Raw genomic sequence first — 16,171 nt, forward strand, 5'->3', positions numbered from 1 at the left:
TAGGAACCCGATGTACGACGTTATTGTTGTAGGGGCCGGCCCCGCCGGAGCATCTACTGCCTACCACCTGGCCAAGCAGGGGCACTCGGTGCTGATCGTAGAAAAGGATTCGCTACCCCGCTACAAGCCCTGTAGCGGTGCAGTGTCACCCAGCGTGGCGGAATTTTTTGACTTTGACTTTGCCCCGGCGATCGATCGCCCCATGCGCCGAGTGCGCTATACATACAAGCTAGGCGACCCCATTGAGGCCGAACTCGCGACCACCGACCCAATCTGGATGGTGAAGCGCGAAGTCTTTGACCACTTTTTGGTGCAGCAGGCGCAAAAGCTGGGGGCACAGCTGAAGGATGGTACGGCTGTTACGGCGATCGCCAACCAAGGCGACTATTGGCAGGTAACCACTACGGCTGGCACGCTAGAAGCGGCCTACCTCGTGGCGGCCGACGGCGCTACCGGTCCCATGGCCAAATGGCTGGGCTTCCCTGAGCTAACGCTGCGCACCGCCAGCGTGTTGGAAGTGCCTGCCCCCCTGGGGGATGACTGCGCCATCAACTTTGAATTTGGCCTCGTTAAGCAGGGCTGCGCCTGGAACTTCCCCAAAGCAGACGGTTACTCGATTGGGGCGGCGACCTTCTTGGGCCAAGCCCCGGCAGACTACAGAAAAGCCTTGGAAAAATACAGCCAGTCCTTTGGGACAAGCCTCGATCAGGGTACGGTCTACAGCCACCCGCTGAAGCTGTGGGATGGCAACCATCCTTTGCACACCCATCGGGCAGTGCTAGTGGGCGAAGCCGCTGCCATTGTCGATCCGCTCAGTGCCGAAGGCATTCGCCCCGGCATGATTAGCGGCGTGCGGGCCGCCGAAGCGATTCATGCAGCCCTGGGCGGCGATTCCCAAGCCCTGGCTGACTACACCGCCACCATGCACGCTACCTGGGGCGAAGATATGCCCTGGGCCAAGCGCATTGCGGGGTTATTCTTTCGCGTGCCGGGAATTGGTTACCGGGTGGGCATTAAGCGACCTACAGCCACCCAGCGGCTGGGGCAGATTTTGGCAGGCGAGGTGCGCTACGCCGATATTGCCGGTCGGGTGATGAAGCGGCTGAGCGGCGGGTTGTTATCGGGGTAGATGGGTGGGGCTTGCTTAACTAAAACGTATTGACGTTGTCATTACGAACTAGCTACAATTTCAAGGTATGGACGTTTACTTCGTACTCAATGGAGTCTCCTTTGTCTGGAATGATGAAAAGGCTCAGCTCAACCCTCAAAAGCACGACGGTGTAACGTTTCAGCAGGCTGCGCAAGTATTCTTTGACCCCTTGCTGGTGGTGGTTGATGCCAGCCGTAACGATGAAGCACGTGATGCCGTCATCGGTTTAGATACGCATTGGAACCTTCTATACGTTGTCTACATTGAGCGAGAAAGCGACACCATTCGGATTATCTCGGCCCGAAGGGCAACCCGCCAGGAGCGTGAATACTATGAAAGCTGATGATTTGAAGAAACGGCTAGACAGAAATCGGCCTATGACAACAATCACCATTCGCATGCCTGAAGACGTGATTGAAGACCTTAAACGGATTGCCCCTCTACTCGGCTTCTCTGGGTATCAACCTTTAGCTCGGGCCTATATTGGTCAAGGGTTACGGGTCGATTTAGAGCGACTTGAAGGGGATCATGTATCTGAGCTAGTTGCAAGCTTGAGACGGCATGGTGTCAGTGATGACGTGCTGCAAGCAGCTCTGCAAGAAGTGATTAAACCTGTGGCCAATGGGCTGAGCGATTCCTAAGACTTAACTTGTGTCGCTCAGTGCCTGGGTTTCCCCAAGCGGCGATACCAGCGGGCGAGCTGGTGGGGATCAACGCCGAGTAGGTAGCCAGCAATCATTGCCTGATTCGCCAGGGTGGTACGGAGAATGCCGAGGGTGCGCCAGCGACGATCGCTCGTCACCACAGCACTAGGTGCGATCGCCACCTTCCCCACTTTGCGCAGCCGCCGCATCAGCTCAAAGTCTTCCATCATCGGCAGGTCGGGGAAGCCATCCATATTGTGAAAGACCTCGGCTTTGAGAAAGATCGCCTGGTCGCCGTAGGGCATTTGCAGAAGGCGCGATCGCAAATTCACCCCCCATTCCACCCAGCGCAGGCCTCGGCCAGGGCCGTCGATGGCGAGGCGAAAGGCTCCGGCAGCCACCCCAGGCTGAGCCAGGGTTTGCCGAATGGTGCGATCGAACCCCTTGGGCAGGCGGGTGTCGGCATGGAGAAACAGCAGCAGGGGGCCGGTGGCGGCGGCAGCCCCACAGTTGAGCTGGTGCGATCGCCCCGGAACCGACCTGACTACCCTGGCCCCCAGAGCCTCGGCCACTTCGGCAGTACCATCTGCGCTGCCGCCATCCACCACAATCACCTCCACAGGGCTGAATGGATGGATCGTGTTTAGCACCGCTGGCAACTGTCTCGCCTCATTCAAAGCTGGGATCACGACAGAGATTGCGGGCTGCGATGGGGTTTCATCGGTGCTTGAGGCCACGGAGTCGGGATAGTGCTCCGCCAGGCTCGACGATTGGGTTAAGGGGCCGCCGGCTTGACGAGACGTGAGTAACCCTAGCGCCAGGTGCATCTGAACCTTGGCCACAGCCCATAAACCTTTGATCGAGAGGGGCATACCGCAATACCAGTGAGCGTTTCGATAATCTACCCAGCTTGGCCCTCAGAGGGGATGAGGAGTAAGTTGATGTTTGCCGAGGCTGGGCTAAAACTGGTCAAAAATGTAGTTGTCGGCGTACTGAATGGCGCGATCGCATTCGGCCTGGCTGCGCACCGTCCAGGCCAGCAGGGGCAGGTTAAAGTAGCGGCGGGCTAGAGTGGTGGGTAACGTCGGTAGCGCCTTGACGTTATAGGAAATAAACTGCGGGGAACTGGCCCAGGTAAGCAATAGGTTGCTGCGCAAAAACTGCTGCGGCTTGCTAGCTAGCTGGCCGCGCATAATTTCGGGAGCGTGGCGCTTAAACCACTGGAGCGATCGCGGGTTAAACGACTGCACCGCAAACTCCCCCCGGTAGCTGTCCAGAGTTTTGACTAGAGCTTGCTCCAGCGGGCCAACTTTCTTTTTGTTTTTAATTTCGATTAGCAGCGGCACTCGCCCCTCAACACAAGACAGAACCTCAGCCAGCGCAGGAATGGTTTGGTCTGTGTCGTAGAGGCGATAGCGCTTGAGCGTGACCAACGTTTGCTCAGCAATACGGACTTTTTTGCCCGTTAGCCGCTTCAGATCGCGATCGTGGAACACAACTAGATTGCCATCGGCCAGTAGCTGCACGTCAAGTTCGATGGGGTGGTGAGCAGCGATCGCCGCCTCAAAGGCTGCCAGCGAATTCTCTGGCACTGCTGTCCCGTGATGCAGGCCCCGGTGGGCAATGGGTCGGGTCGTAATCCACTCCATCGCTGGCCTCTCCTAGGCTGATAAGCTGAGCAATGTTCTAAACTGGTCGGTCGAGCTATATCAAGACTAAACAGTACAATCCAGCAGAGACCCGCGCCAACCCCGTTTGCCCTCACTGAAGGCTTCCCTTCCCACTCCCTCATCTCCCTAACTCCCCCATCTCCCCAATGCCCGTCGATACTTGGTTTCCCCTCGCCGTCTACTACAGCGACCTGCCCGATGCAGCCCAGCACAAAGCGGCTCTCTCCGAGGCCATTCTTGACCTAGAAGCCAACGGCAGCGAACCCCGCAACTTTCCCGAAATGGCCTGGACGGGCGACCTGCACGGCGTCGAAAAAGTGCACACCGATCCCCGCTTTAGCTGGGTGGTGGCCCAGGTCGGAACCCATGTGTTGAACTACCTCACCGAGCTAGGCCTCGACCTCAGCCAGATCGATCTCTACATTCAGCGGGCCTGGCCCGTGGTATCGCGTCCCCAGCAGGAGGTCGGTGCCCACTGCCACAACACTGCCCACGTCAGCGCTGTGTATTACGTCGCCGTGCCCGAGTCGGGCACTGATGCCGCTGGCTGTCTCACCTTTTTAGACGATGCCCGCCCCAACGAGGTCAGCCCCGGCTTGGGCAGCGAAAACACCGACATCATTTCTACCTGGAATTACCTCAACCAAGACCAGGCTCTCTACCTGCCCACCGAAGGGCGGCTGATTGTCTTCCCCGCCAAACAGCGCCACGGGGTAACGCCCAACCACACCGACGAGCTGCGCCTGTCGCTCTCGTTTGACATTGTGCTCACCGCCGCGCCGGGGCAAGCGGCAGGGGCCTACGAATTTCTCATGCCGCCCCCGGTTCAGTGGCAACGGTTTGGTCAGATTTCCTAACGGTAAAATTTCCCAACACGTTAGGGAGGTGAGCCGAATGCACATCCGCGAAGACGATCTGACCGGGCCGCAGATTATCGCCTTGCTGCGCGAGCATCTGGAAAACATGCACGAGATTACGCCCCCCGGCAGCGTTCACGCGCTGGATTTGGAGAAGCTGAGGGCACCAAACATCACCTTCTGGACGGCCTGGGACGGTGATGACCTTCTGGGCTGCGGCGCGCTGAAGGAACTCGACCTCACCAGCGGCGAAGTTAAGTCGATGCGAACCCCTGCTGCCCATCGCCGCAAGGGCATCGCCTCTAGCATTTTAGAACACATTATTGATGTCGCTCGGCATCGGAGCTACACCCATCTGTATCTAGAAACGGGCTCTTTCCCTGCTTTTGCCCCGGCCCGCACCCTGTACGAGCGCTACGGCTTTGAGTACCGAGGTCCTTTTGGTGACTACACCAACGACCCCAACAGCTCCTTTATGGAGAAAAGCCTTTAGCCACAGCGTCAGAATGTCGTAGCCACAATTCAGGAATTGGGACGATTTACGCGAATCAATTGTCCTGCCAAAATTCCTGCTTCAAGAATCGCTTGGTGTACTCGGTTAGCAAGCCCCTGGCGATCGATGTCTTCTGTACAAACGATAATGCCAGCGTGCTCAGAATCTTGGTTGTGCAGCCGAATAAAGTCACCTCGGTTAACGGTTAGCACAGCTCGATTTTGACTGATAGCGAAAGCTAACACTGTTTCATCGGGGATGCGTTTATTCCCTTGTCCTGCCTCTTGAACGGTCAGCACGTCATGCCCTAAGTCTTTGAGCAGCCGGCTGACTTGGCGAGGATAACCCTCATCGGCGTAGAGTTGAGCCATGCTCAGGCTGCCGCTTGCCGTTGAAGGGCAACTTCAATTTCGGATTGGTGGGTGCTGGCGTAGAGCCAGGCATTGGTGAGGTCTGCGGCAGTGAGGTCGGGATAATCTTCTAAAAGAAAGGCTTCGGTTGCGCCCTGCTGGCGAAGGCTAACTAGCAGCCAGACAGGAATGCGGGTTTGACGAATGCAGGCATCGCCGCCCATAACGCCAGGGGTTTTCTCAATGCCAACCCAGGTACCGCTGAGGCTAGAGACCAGCAGTTGAATGACTTGCGCTTTTTCTTGGGGCGAAAGCGCTAGCAGTTCGGTTTGGAGTTGGTCGAGGGTCATCATCGTTAGCTCTACATCATCAAATTGTAGAAGATGCTGGTTGAGAGCCGCTGGAGTTTGAACTAACTCCAGTTTCAAGAGGTACGAATGTAGCGAGATAGATGGTAAGCCGCGAGCTTGACATCTTCTGGGGCAACCCGTTGCGGTTCGTTATCGATAAAACTGGGCAGCGCTTTGGGGTTCAGCACCCAGAGGTCAGAGGGCCCTTTTGTCTTAGACGACTCCACAAACCATCCTGGAAAAACCACCACTGGCTTAACAGCAAAAGATCTGCCGGTACTTTCCTTCAGTACTTCTGCGACCCAGTAGGCCTGTGCCTTAGCTTGCTCAACCGCATTGCGCTCCATCAGCTGGCCGTTAACTTGAATGGTTTCGCCATCGAAGTGAATAGTGGATTTTCCAGACGATGGTTTGCTGTAGGTTTTGGTCTCGATGGTGAAAATGCCGCGATCGCAAATCACCACGTGATCGACGTTGAATCCCTTTCCCACAATGTCATGAAAGACTCGGTAACCTTTTTCTCTCAAATCTGACAGGTATTGTCCAACCGCCTTCTCTCCATCTCGCGCCATCCTCAGGCGCCTGAGCTGTAGTCTCAATCGGTAGAGCCGAAAGCAGGCACAGCTCGAAATTGGGATGGTGACTATGAGGGCTCCTAAAGGCTGCGGCGGGGTGTTGCTCACTGCACGCCACCACTCGTATGCGGTAAAGATGATGGGCAGCAAAAACAGGCTCAGCCACGTGTTGAGGTCTTCATCCCACAAACGCTGTAGCTCTTCATCAAGGGATTGCCCTGGGTTCCGCAAAGGTTTGTCTTTTAGGGGGGATACCCGTTGCCTACGGGCGTTTAGCTTCATAGTTGATAAACTTCCTGGGGCGAGCTGCTAGGCACGCTGAGAGTATGCCCCAGATACATGGCGCGAAACCAACCGAAACCCTTACCCCTGCTTAAGGCGATACCGCTTCTGCGATCGCGTATCGCGAGGGGTCACAACCCAGGTATTTTCTCCATTGAGGTAGTCGTAGATAGCGACGATCGCGATCGAGTTTTTGAGGGTGACGTAGAAAGGCAAAAACAGCACATGCTTAATGTAGTAAGTCAGCGGATAACGCCTAGACGCAACCTTTGCCGTTGCTAGAATTTGGTAAACCCCGCTGAAAAGCGACAGGCCACCGGCAACCCAAAAATAAACTTGCATCTGGCCCGACACCGCACCGGGCACCAGCAAAAAGGCCAGCAGCACCGGCAAGAGCTGTAGCGAAATTAGGGCGAAAGATTCGCAGTAGTAGAGCAGATACGTCCAGTAGAATTTTTGCCAGTTGTTGAAGTGAGGCGATCGCCACAACCGGCGCTGATAGAGCAGCGACACTTCTAGCCAGCCGTGGGCCCAGCGTTTGCGCTGAAACCAAAGTGTTTTGAGCGAGGCGGGCGCTAGCTCACTGGTTACGATACTGCGATCGTGCAAAATTTTGTAGCCGTTAAGCAGCGTTCTCAAAGAGGCGTCAATATCTTCAGTCAATCGGTTGGGGTCGAAGCGAATTTGTTTGAGCACCAAGGTTCGCCAGTAGCCGTTCGAGCCACCAAAGATGCTGGTGTCAGTCAGAAACGACTTCGCCGCGTGACTAATGCCGTACATCTGCTCAAACTCGATCGCCACGTTTTGAGCCAGAAAGTTTTCGTCATGGTTGCGAATGACGTTGCGGCCTTGAATAACATCGTACCCCTGAGCAATCCAGTGCCACGCCCGCCTAAAACAGTCGGCACTGGGATGGTGATCGGCATCGAGAACACAGGTGACTTCTCCCGTCGCAATGTCGAGGGCGGCATTCATATTTTCGGCCTTAGATCGGCTGCCTTCGACCCGCAAAATGATCAGCTCATCATGCTGCCTGGCCAGCTGATGTAGCTCAGCCTCAATGGGCAAATCCACAGGCGTGTTGTAGGCCAAAATAATTTCTAACCCGTCCGCCGGTCGCTCGATGTGAGTGAGCAAATGGTGCAGAGTCTCAACGATAATGTTCTGCTCGTTGGGCAAGTAGGCGGCCACTAAAAATGAGCAGCGGGGCACCGGATCGAGGGGAGAGGGGTACTCAGCCCCTCGCACTCCCATCCAGGCTTTGACCTGGTTTCGGGTCTGCTCTGACGGAGGGCTAAGCCGATGGCGATGGGTTGCAAACCGGCGAAATAACGCATTGCTCGACTCGACGATGATAATCACCGCATTGAACAAAAAAAGCGTCAATACCACAGCCCGTGGCCCCATCAAACCCCAGCCGCTAAGCAGCAAATATCCATAAAAAACGGTGGGCAGGCCAATCAGCAGCACGTGGGTAAAGATGACCTTTTGAATTTCGCTAGACCACGTTTTGGTCACTACAGTGCAACTCCTGGCTTAAACAACAGTTTTAATTGGCGCGTAGGGGCTGTGCACCCTCGACGTAGCTTCAACCAGGCTTAAATGGTTGGCGTTGACCCAGATTGTGCGGCGACCCTCTGAAATTTGGCAAAGATAGGATTCGCCTTCGTCGAGCAGAGTTTCAATCTTCTGCACAATCCAGTCTCGGCTGCCCTTGTAGCTGACGCGATCGCCCACCACCGGACACCAGCTAGCACCTTCAGCCGTTGGGTCTTGCATCAGCACATAGTCAATGTCGCGCCATAGCTGCACAGCGCTGCGCTGAATGAAGGGGCACGCCGCATCGGCAATCATGGCCAACGCTAGGGTGCCAACGACCATTAGCGGTAGAGCAACCCAGTAGCGCCAAACGCTATCTTGCACCCACAGGTTGATCGTGCGATCGATCACAAAGCCATGGATTAAGAAGTAGCTATAGCTGTGGACACCCAGCCGCCCCATAGCCGCTGACAGCGCCGGCACATTGCTGAGCGATCGCAGTACCACCGCCGCAATCATGACAAAACCGATGGGTAACAGCAGATCGCAGACCACCCAGCCCATTCGATAGAACTGCGCTACAAAGCCCGCAGCGTAGACCAGTAGCCCAATCCAAAGCAGCCGCTGAGGCTGCCAAAATAAGGGGCCACGGTGCTGGCAGTAAGCCTCTGCCATGGCCATGCCGACGACAAAAGTGCTCAGCTTGGCCACAAATGAGACAAAGGGCAGCCAGTTGTTGGGCGTGTCAAGCATGGAGTAGGTCAGATGCCCGCCAAAGTGGTAGACCGCTGCATAGCGATAGAGCAACGTGACTACTAAACTCACTAGCAGCAAATTGCGGGTTCCCCAGCGGTTTAAAAGTTGCCAGAGGATGGGAGAAATTAGCGTGAAGCTAATAATTAGGGGAATAAACCACCAGGGGCCGCTGGTCGCCAACAAACGCTCGCCGTCAAAGCCAAACAGCAGCGGAAATGTAGCCCCAGCAAAGGTATCCCACGGCGACGGTCGGTAGCTGTTAGTGGCAATCCCAATCAGCCAAAGAATGGGATAGGCCAGCCAGGCTACGGTCCAAAACGGCCAGAGAATTCGCAGCAGGCGACTTTGAATAAATTCGCCTGCGCCAACAGCATGGGCTTTGCTGCGCAGTGACAAAACCAGCACAAAGCCAGCAATTAAAATAAAGATGTCGACCGCCTGAAAGCCAAACCAAACCGGTAGCGCGATCGCAGAAGCCAGCGCATTTTGGCCAAGATGAGCGTTGGCCTCGGCAATGGTGGCCCAGTTGCTTCGCAGCCCAGTGGGCTGGGGAGTGTAAGCATACTTCGTAAACAGCAGCTGGGCATGATAGAGCAAAATGCCAACGGCTGCTAATAGCCGAATACCTTCTAGCCAATTAAGCCGTTGTTTTGAAGGCTGATAATGCTTAGAATTGAATTGAGACATAGACCGACGACTTCAGTAAGTTTGGCCTCGAAGCGCTCTGAACCCTCATCTATACAAGGGTTACTAGAGTGGGTTAAACCAGTAAACACCGCTATGCCCACAGGCGCGACCCATGGGAAAGCTGTCGCTCGGGCATAGCCATCAATTGAGAAAAACCTACTGATCGCGCAAGCAGCGGCGAGCGTAACATTTCGTTCAGAATACATGCAATAAAACTTGATGAAAATCAGCCCTAGGTAGTATTTACTTAGGCGAAAGAGGCCAGCTTTGAGAGTTTTTGAGGCGACGTTTTTTGCAGGGTTTTAGTTCCCGCTTCTGCTTTAGAACAAACTCTATGTCTCTATTCATAGGGAACAAGCCATCATTCAAGCTTTTCAAAGCGTCCCTCAGTTGAGTAACGCGGTATTCAAAAACAGTATTAGGGCAAAGCGATGGTATACACATTTCCGCCGGGGTTTCAGTGGGGGGTAGCGACTGCGTCATACCAAATTGAGGGCGCTGCCGAGGCCAGAGGCCTCAGCGTGTGGGATGTCTTTAGCCAAACCCCAGGGCGGGTGCTCTATGGTGATACCGGGGCGATCGCCTGCGACCATTTCCACCGCTTCCGCGACGACATCGCCCTGATGGCTGACCTGGGTGTGCGCCACTACCGCTTCAGCATCTCCTGGCCCCGCGTCATCCCCCAGGGACACGGCGCGGTGAATGATGCCGGTTTAGCTTTCTACAGCGAGCTGGTCGACACCCTGCTGGAGTTTGGCATCACTCCCCACGCCACCCTGTTTCACTGGGATAGTCCCCAAGCCCTCGAAGACGAGTACGGCTCGTGGCGCAGTCGCCAGATGGCGCAAGACTTTGCCGACTACGTCACGGTGGTGGTGAAAAAGCTGGGCGATCGCGTCACCCACTGGATGACCCTCAACGAAATCTTTTGCTTTACCCACATCGGTTACGGCGTCGGCCACGTTCCCGAAATGGCCCCCGGTACCGTGGTCAAAACCAGCAAAGAAGTTTGGCAAACCTCCCACCACGCCCTGCTGGCCCACGGCCTCGGCTGCCAGGCCATTCGTGCCGCCTCGCCCCAGCCCTGCCAAGTAGCGCTCGTGGATAACTACCTCGCCACCGTCCCTCTCACCGACACTCCGGCGGATATCGCGGCGGCCCAGGCGGCCTTTCCCCGAACGGGCACCAACGGCGGCATTCTCTACCCGGCCCTAACCGGGGAATACAATCCCCAACTGCTGGCAGACTTGGGCAAGAATGCTCCCGACATTCTGCCCGGCGACTTAGCCACCATTCACCAACCGCTGGATTCTCTCGGGTTTAATGTCTACACGGGAGTCTATGTGAGAGCGGCTGACAATGCCAGGGGCTTTGAAAACCTGCCCTTTCCCCAGAGCTACCCGCGCATGCACATGCCCTGGCTGCATATCTTGCCCGACAGCCTCTACTGGGGCGTGCGCCACATCAGCGATACCCTTCAGCGCCCCGAGCTACGCGTTTTCATCAGCGAGAATGGCTGCGCCGCCCAGGATGAACTCACGTCCGCCGGAGAAGTGCTGGATCTCGATCGCATTCAGTATCTGCAACAGTACCTGCGATCGGCCCACCGCGCCGTGCAAGAGGGCTATCCACTGATGGGCTATTTCCTCTGGACCTTTATGGATAACTTTGAGTGGGCCTATGGACGCGATCGCCGCTTTGGCATCACTTATGTGGATTTTGCCACCCAGCAGCGCATTCCCAAAGCCAGCTACCACTGGTACGCCCGCTGCATTGAAGAAAATCGCGTGGTGTAGTCAGTTGCAGATAGAAGGTTGAATCTGATCGGCCTTACCTCCAACGAGGCCAAACCTAGATGATAAAAACCATGCCTCGGAACAAGCTGATACTGCTATTTCACAACCCCGTCATGACAGCTGCTGAGCCGCGCCGGTAGCGGTAGGCCAGTAAAATAGAGGCACACTAGCGGGTGAAAGCGATGTCGGTTGCCATCACAGAGGCGATTACAACCTTGGCAGAGGCCGAGCAGCGGTTTCAGCTGACCCGCACAGAAGATGAAACATTCTTTTGGGAGTGGAGCACTGATCTGGCCAGCCTTAGTGACACCGAGAAAGCTGGACTGGCTGATCTGCGACGGCGCTATCTGTATCAGCGATGGTCCAAGACCCGCCCTTGGGGGCGAACGCAAGGCCACCTGCTCGAAAGCACGGTTTTATTGCTCTTTGCCTCTCCCTTGCTCACTTTGGCTGGGTTCTACGACCCACCCTTTAGAGTAAAAGCAGAAGAATCGGTTCAGCTTACCCTGCAAGACCCAGAGGAAATTCTGCAAGGGCGACTCGATGTATTGGTCTTAAAAGACCAGCTTTGGGTGGTGGTGCTCGAATCAAAAAAGACGGCCATTTCAGTCTGGTCTGCTTTACCCCAGACCCTGGCCTACTTGATGGCGACCCCTAACCATGAGCAACCTAGGTTCGCCCTCATGACCAACGGGGATAACTCAGTTTTTGTGAAGCTAGAGACAAACCAGGGTGGACGATATAACCTATCGAGGGTTTTTGCCGCCTTGACCTCTTATCAAGAACTTGAGGGAGTTCTACAAATTTTGAAATACCTCGGTCAGGCAATTCAATGAGACGTCGCCGCTTTATTCGCTACACCAGCGCCAGCGCGCTTGTCACCTCCTACTGGCTTGGCCAAGCGGATGGCAAACTTCTCGCCAGCCCACCGCCGTTGAGCCTGCGCGCCTACCTGCCCAACGGTGATCCGCTGCCTGAGTTTGAGCTTAACCGCCTCTACTTTCTCGACCTCAACGACGAGCCGATCCCTCATCCCGATCGCACTGTAGAAGACGGCATTCTCACCTCCCAGCCGCCGCCAATTCCCTTCGCGATCGCCCTTCAGTTGCCCATTGAGGGGTTTGGCGATGTCACCCTCTACGCTGACAATCGGGGGCGCGGCTTCACGCCAACAGATTTTCCACTGGTGCTGAATGGGGCATTTGCGCGCGATCGCCTTCACCGAGTTGGCCAAGCGTGCGATTGCTGGCAGCGTCAGGGTTTTGGCATACCTCAGAGCGTGCGCGATCGCCTTCACCGCGCTCAAGCCTGGCTCGCTCAGGCTGACCAGGTTCCCGATCTGCAAACCCAAATTCCCTTGTGGAACAACGCCTTGGTGGAAGGGCTGTGGGCTGGAGAAGAAGCCGCCCTCAGCCGCGCCCGCCAGCGCATCGCCCGCACCCCGCCACGCCAAAATTTCAAACTGGGCTGTAACGCCTTTGCCCACCCCGGCCTGGGAGCGGAGTACGATCGCCGCTTTAAGGCCCTTTTCACCACTGCCACGGTGCCCTTCTACTGGAAACCCTTTGAACCTGAGCGGGGCCAACCCACCTACACCGAAGTTGATACCCAGATAGCCTGGCTACGGCAGGCGGGCATCGCTCCCAAGGGTCACCCACTTACCTGGTTTCACGAGGTCAGCGTACCTGAATGGGTGCGTCTACTGCCCTACGAGCAAGTTAAAGCAGCCCTGCATCAGCGCATCGTGGAGATCACGCGGCGGTACGGCAGCCAAATCCCCACCTACGACGTGATCAATGAGGCCCATATCGTCCCCTGGGGCAACGAGTTAGGCTACGACCAAGACCAATTTCTCGACCTCACCCGCATGGCCTGCGAAGCCGCTAAAGAGGGTTATCCCGCCGTGAAGCGGGTGGTCAACAGCTGCTGCCCGTGGGCTCGCAATGTGGCGATCTACGGCCCGCCCCAGCGTAGCCCCTATCAGTACCTCAAAGCTTGCCTGGCCGCTGCTATCGACTTCGAGGTGATTGGCCTACAGCTCTACTATCCTGACCAGGATATGTTCGAAATCGATCGCCTGCTCGATCGCTTCGTCACCCTAGGCAAGCCCATCCACATCACCGAAATGGGCTGTTCTTCCAACACTGGCACCGATGAAACGTCCATCATGGGCGAAGCTTTGGGCATGTGGCACGCCCCCTGGAACGAGCAGGTTCAGGCCGACTGGGTCGAGCAAATCTACACTCTGGGCTACAGCAAACCCGAGATTGAAGTGGTCTCCTGGTGGGATTTGTCAGACCAAGCCGTTTTCTGGCCCTTTGGCGGGCTGCTCAACCGCGAAAACCAGCCTAAAGCTGCCTATTACCGACTCCAAGGGCTCAAAAAAGCCTGGGCTATTTGATGTCCCCCAGTAACGTGAGCTGGCGAATATTGGGATCTGTAGCTGGGGCCTGCGGCTTTCGTCGCCGCGACTTCGGCGGTAGCACATTGACACGGGCTACAAACCAGGTGCGCAGAGCCGCCGCTTGCGCTACATCCAGATCAGCCAACGGCAGCGCGGCGGGGAAGAGATCGGCGATCGCATCCTCAGCCCAAGCCACTTCACCCCCATAGACCTCCGTACCAAAGGGCGTTAAATCCTTCGGCATCTGCGCCAGGTGAGGCAGCAGATTTCTAGCGTTGAGAAACTTACCCCGCTGGGCTTCGAGCAGTTTGACCCGACGCTGGCGAGCCGCTTTATAGTTCAAAATTGGGGCTGGGTAGCCCGAGAGAGTCGGCGGGTTGCCGAGCTGTGCTGGGGGCACATCCGCCAGCTCTGGCAGCCAGCGCTTGATAAACTCGCCCTCGGGGTCGCAGCGATCGACCGCCGTTTGGCCAGGGTTGTAGATGCGCGTCCAGGTTTTATCGACGCAGTGAGTCACCCCCGACTGCATCGCCCACTGGTAATGGTCAATGGGGCAGTCACCATCTATTAAGTGACGCATAAAGTGCAGCGCTCCATAGCGCCAGTCGATGCCGCCCAGGTTGCTGAGAAAGCTGGCATAGATGGCGCGGGTGCGAAAGTTCAGCGCCAGATAGCCGCCGGTCGCATGCAAACAGCGAGCGGCGGCATCCACAATCGGGAAGCCGGTGTGGCCGGTCTGCCAAGCCTGGTAAAGATCGGGGTCAAAGGCCCAGCCATCATCGTCAAAAGTGCGGTAGAGCGATCGCAGCTCTAGCTGCGGCAGATACCGAAACCGCTGGGTAAATCCGTTGCCCCACCGCAGGCGGGAAATCAGCTGCTGGTGACTGCGGCACACTCGGTTATCGCCAAAATCGGGCGCGTTGCGAATGGTCTGCACACATTCACGCACCGAGATCACGCCAAATTTAATGTGGGGGCTGAGGCCCGTAGTGGCCTCGGCGCTAGGGTACGACAGCTGCCAGTAGTAGCGATCGGCCTTGTCGGTCAAAAAGCTTTGCAGCAGGGCGCGGGCAGCGGCAGTACTGGCGGGGGGAATCGGCTTTTCGTCAGCCCGGTGGCCCAGAGTTTCCAAGGCAGGTAACGGATCGCTCGGGATCTCTGGCGGTACGGGAACCTGTTGGGGTGTAGGCACCAGGGGTTGCCCCATCTCTCGATACCACAGCTCACGGTATTGGGAATAGGGAATGAGGTCGGCGGCGCTGGCGGCGGGCTCAAACCAGCGAATTTTCATGCCGCGCTGGCCTAGAGCCTGGTTGAGGCGAGCATCGCGCACGCGACCGTAAATGCGTTCGACGTCGGTGTGGGCATAGATGCCGTCGGCGTCGGTTTCTTTAATTAGAGCGGGCAGTACCTGAACCGGATCGCCCGATCGCACAATCAGGCGTCCGCCCAGGGCTTTCAAGTCTGCATCCAGAGCGTGCAGAGCGGCCAGCAAAAACGCCACCCGAGCCGAGCCGGTTTCAGGATGGTGCAGCAGGGCGCGATCGAACACAAACACCGGCACCACCAGCCCTCGTCCAACCGCCCGCAGCAGCGGTTCATGGTCAGAGATGCGCAGGTCGCGGCGAAACCAGACAATGGTTCTGTTCATGGCGTTCCATACTCGGCCACAGCGATCCCCAAGGAAGCGACAGCAAGAAAAGTCAACTCTCAAACCGTAACAAAAAACAACTGGCCCATCTATTTGCCAAATAGTATTCTTGTACTATACTTGGTTTTAGCAATTCCCTACTCGCTTGCGCTGCTCGCGGCTGCTCCCTTTGGGAGCAATATTCCCCGGCGGCTAATCTCGTTCTAGCCTCAATGGCACCCCATTGCTGGCATAGAGCTGTGCTCAAGCATCCCCAGTGCTGGTGTTTCGCATTGAGCGAAGCCGGGATGACTAGAGTCTTTACTCTGGCCACTCGGCAAAGTTGGGCACCCCCTTAGATTTCAAACGGTAGACAGCAAAGGTCAACGCCATGGTTCAACGTTCTTCTTACCCTGTGTCGGCCCACTATCAGCCTCCCCAGCCCCAACCCCAGCCGATGCATCCTCATCCGGTGAATCCCCAATCGATGCCGCCGCGATCGGTGCGGCCTCAGCCTGGCCCCTATGCCCATGCTCCCCAACCCCAGCGGACTACTGCCCCTGGAACCTTTGCAGACCGGCCTCAACCCCGCCAAGTGATCATGGCCGGAGGCATGGCGGGAGGCTCAATGCTCGCTTTGGCCGCCCTGCTGATTTCGCCCAACCCCGATCAGGCCAAGGTGCAAGAGGCCGAGGCCTTTACCTGCATTCGGCAAGAGCAGCCCAAGGCGCTAGTCTCGCGCGACCAAATCAAAAAGCTGCTAGAAACCGAGCTACAAGCGCCCAAGGCTACGGTGCAAGAGTTTCTTCAAGTGCCCTACTGCGTGCTGTCGCCGGGCAAAACCGAGACGGGGTTACCCGCTGAGCGCGAGGCCTACCCCTTGGAGTTTGACCCGCAAACCTGGCTGGTGGTGCTCTATGAGGGCGATCGCTACGCCGGATACGACTTTCGCTTTCGCTAGGGCGCGCCGCAATCCGTGGTTCGTTGG

Annotated in this window: 17 protein-coding genes; 9 read left to right on the plus strand and 8 right to left on the minus strand. The window is 56.7% G+C overall.

The features are described 5' to 3' along the window. Positions 1-10: 10 nt before the first annotated feature. From NC979_RS05705 to NC979_RS05715, 3 genes are all read left to right on the plus strand, one after another. The gene (locus NC979_RS05705; RefSeq protein WP_190518323.1) at positions 11-1,129 is read left to right on the plus strand and encodes a geranylgeranyl reductase family protein; all 1,119 of its coding nucleotides are present in this window, start codon (positions 11-13) and stop codon (positions 1,127-1,129) included. Positions 1,130-1,196: 67 nt separating this feature from the next. After that, entirely contained in the window at positions 1,197-1,493 is a 297-nt protein-coding gene (locus tag NC979_RS05710) for a BrnT family toxin (RefSeq protein ID WP_190518325.1), read from the plus strand. A gap of 34 nt (positions 1,494-1,527) precedes the next feature. After that, a complete protein-coding gene (locus tag NC979_RS05715) occupies positions 1,528-1,791 on the plus strand; it encodes a hypothetical protein (protein WP_431191020.1) in 264 nt (87 codons plus the stop codon). Positions 1,792-1,808: 17 nt separating this feature from the next. Here the strand turns inward: NC979_RS05715 and NC979_RS05720 are convergent, their stop codons facing one another. Both NC979_RS05720 and NC979_RS05725 read right to left on the minus strand, forming a co-directional pair. Further along, positions 1,809-2,636 (minus strand): TIGR04283 family arsenosugar biosynthesis glycosyltransferase, encoded by an 828-nt coding sequence (locus NC979_RS05720; RefSeq protein ID WP_347403926.1) that lies wholly within the window; start codon positions 2,634-2,636, stop codon positions 1,809-1,811. 117 nt (positions 2,637-2,753) lie between these two features. Then, positions 2,754-3,443 carry a glycerophosphodiester phosphodiesterase family protein gene (locus tag NC979_RS05725; protein WP_190518329.1) on the minus strand — a complete coding sequence of 230 codons (690 nt, stop codon included), beginning with the start codon at positions 3,441-3,443 and terminating at the stop codon, positions 2,754-2,756. A 167-nt stretch (positions 3,444-3,610) separates the two neighbouring features. On the opposite strand from NC979_RS05725, the gene NC979_RS05730 reads away from it, so the two are divergent. Both NC979_RS05730 and NC979_RS05735 read left to right on the plus strand, forming a co-directional pair. After that, positions 3,611-4,321 carry a TIGR02466 family protein gene (locus NC979_RS05730; protein WP_190518331.1) on the plus strand — a complete coding sequence of 237 codons (711 nt, stop codon included), beginning with the start codon at positions 3,611-3,613 and terminating at the stop codon, positions 4,319-4,321. Between the two features lie 37 nt (positions 4,322-4,358). Further along, positions 4,359-4,814 (plus strand): GNAT family N-acetyltransferase, encoded by a 456-nt coding sequence (locus tag NC979_RS05735; RefSeq protein ID WP_190518332.1) that lies wholly within the window; start codon positions 4,359-4,361, stop codon positions 4,812-4,814. Between the two features lie 29 nt (positions 4,815-4,843). Here NC979_RS05735 and NC979_RS05740 read toward each other — a convergent pair whose 3' ends face one another. From NC979_RS05740 to NC979_RS05760, 5 genes are all read right to left on the minus strand, one after another. Continuing rightward, entirely contained in the window at positions 4,844-5,185 is a 342-nt protein-coding gene (locus NC979_RS05740) for a DUF5615 family PIN-like protein (RefSeq protein ID WP_190518334.1), read from the minus strand. Positions 5,186-5,187: 2 nt separating this feature from the next. Beyond that, positions 5,188-5,592, minus strand: a complete 405-nt coding sequence (locus NC979_RS05745) for a DUF433 domain-containing protein (protein WP_431191021.1) — start codon at positions 5,590-5,592, stop codon at positions 5,188-5,190. Next, positions 5,589-6,320, minus strand: a complete 732-nt coding sequence (locus NC979_RS05750; protein ID WP_190518336.1) for a nuclease-related domain-containing protein — start codon at positions 6,318-6,320, stop codon at positions 5,589-5,591. Before NC979_RS05750 ends, NC979_RS05745 begins: the two co-directional genes overlap by 4 nt. Before the next feature lie 132 nt (positions 6,321-6,452). Beyond that, positions 6,453-7,889, minus strand: coding sequence for a glycosyltransferase family 2 protein (locus tag NC979_RS05755; RefSeq protein ID WP_190518339.1), 1,437 nt, complete (start codon positions 7,887-7,889; stop codon positions 6,453-6,455). An 18-nt stretch (positions 7,890-7,907) separates the two neighbouring features. After that, on the minus strand, positions 7,908-9,353 hold the full coding sequence (locus NC979_RS05760; RefSeq protein ID WP_190518341.1) for an acyltransferase family protein: 1,446 nt from the start codon (positions 9,351-9,353) through the stop codon (positions 7,908-7,910). Positions 9,354-9,784: 431 nt separating this feature from the next. Here NC979_RS05760 and NC979_RS05765 point away from each other — a divergent pair, with 431 nt between their 5' ends. The 3 genes from NC979_RS05765 (at position 9,785) to NC979_RS05775 (ending at position 13,550) form a co-directional block, all read left to right on the plus strand. Then, positions 9,785-11,149, plus strand: coding sequence for a GH1 family beta-glucosidase (locus tag NC979_RS05765; RefSeq protein ID WP_190518343.1), 1,365 nt, complete (start codon positions 9,785-9,787; stop codon positions 11,147-11,149). Positions 11,150-11,331: 182 nt separating this feature from the next. Beyond that, positions 11,332-11,985, plus strand: coding sequence for a type I restriction endonuclease subunit R (locus tag NC979_RS05770; protein ID WP_190518346.1), 654 nt, complete (start codon positions 11,332-11,334; stop codon positions 11,983-11,985). Then, entirely contained in the window at positions 11,982-13,550 is a 1,569-nt protein-coding gene (locus NC979_RS05775; protein ID WP_190518348.1) for an endo-1,4-beta-xylanase, read from the plus strand. Before NC979_RS05770 ends, NC979_RS05775 begins: the two co-directional genes overlap by 4 nt. Here NC979_RS05775 and NC979_RS05780 read toward each other — a convergent pair. Continuing rightward, a complete protein-coding gene (locus NC979_RS05780) occupies positions 13,543-15,204 on the minus strand; it encodes an FAD-binding domain-containing protein (protein ID WP_190518350.1) in 1,662 nt (553 codons plus the stop codon). The genes NC979_RS05775 and NC979_RS05780 overlap by 8 nt on opposite strands. A gap of 370 nt (positions 15,205-15,574) precedes the next feature. Here NC979_RS05780 and NC979_RS05785 point away from each other — a divergent pair, with 370 nt between their 5' ends. Next, complete coding sequence (locus NC979_RS05785) at positions 15,575-16,144, plus strand: hypothetical protein (RefSeq protein WP_190518352.1); 570 nt, start codon at positions 15,575-15,577, stop codon at positions 16,142-16,144. Positions 16,145-16,171 lie beyond the last annotated feature (27 nt).

This window comes from Leptolyngbya subtilissima AS-A7, assembly GCF_039962255.1.
Taxonomy (GTDB): domain Bacteria; phylum Cyanobacteriota; class Cyanobacteriia; order Phormidesmidales; family Phormidesmidaceae; genus Nodosilinea.

Excerpts from the sequence above, each read along its gene's own strand:
- NC979_RS05705 (WP_190518323.1), top strand. The coding sequence starts at position 11 with ATGTACGACGTTATTGTTGTAGGGGCCGGCCCCGCCGGAGCATCTACT.
- NC979_RS05710 (WP_190518325.1), top strand. The coding sequence starts at position 1,197 with ATGGACGTTTACTTCGTACTCAATGGAGTCTCCTTTGTCTGGAATGAT.
- NC979_RS05715 (WP_431191020.1), top strand. The coding sequence starts at position 1,528 with ATGACAACAATCACCATTCGCATGCCTGAAGACGTGATTGAAGACCTT.
- NC979_RS05725 (WP_190518329.1), bottom strand. The coding sequence starts at position 3,443 with ATGGAGTGGATTACGACCCGACCCATTGCCCACCGGGGCCTGCATCAC.
- NC979_RS05730 (WP_190518331.1), top strand. The coding sequence starts at position 3,611 with ATGCCCGTCGATACTTGGTTTCCCCTCGCCGTCTACTACAGCGACCTG.
- NC979_RS05735 (WP_190518332.1), top strand. The coding sequence starts at position 4,359 with ATGCACATCCGCGAAGACGATCTGACCGGGCCGCAGATTATCGCCTTG.
- NC979_RS05740 (WP_190518334.1), bottom strand. The coding sequence starts at position 5,185 with ATGGCTCAACTCTACGCCGATGAGGGTTATCCTCGCCAAGTCAGCCGG.
- NC979_RS05760 (WP_190518341.1), bottom strand. The coding sequence starts at position 9,353 with ATGTCTCAATTCAATTCTAAGCATTATCAGCCTTCAAAACAACGGCTT.
- NC979_RS05765 (WP_190518343.1), top strand. The coding sequence starts at position 9,785 with ATGGTATACACATTTCCGCCGGGGTTTCAGTGGGGGGTAGCGACTGCG.
- NC979_RS05770 (WP_190518346.1), top strand. The coding sequence starts at position 11,332 with ATGTCGGTTGCCATCACAGAGGCGATTACAACCTTGGCAGAGGCCGAG.
- NC979_RS05775 (WP_190518348.1), top strand. The coding sequence starts at position 11,982 with ATGAGACGTCGCCGCTTTATTCGCTACACCAGCGCCAGCGCGCTTGTC.
- NC979_RS05780 (WP_190518350.1), bottom strand. The coding sequence starts at position 15,204 with ATGAACAGAACCATTGTCTGGTTTCGCCGCGACCTGCGCATCTCTGAC.
- NC979_RS05785 (WP_190518352.1), top strand. The coding sequence starts at position 15,575 with ATGGTTCAACGTTCTTCTTACCCTGTGTCGGCCCACTATCAGCCTCCC.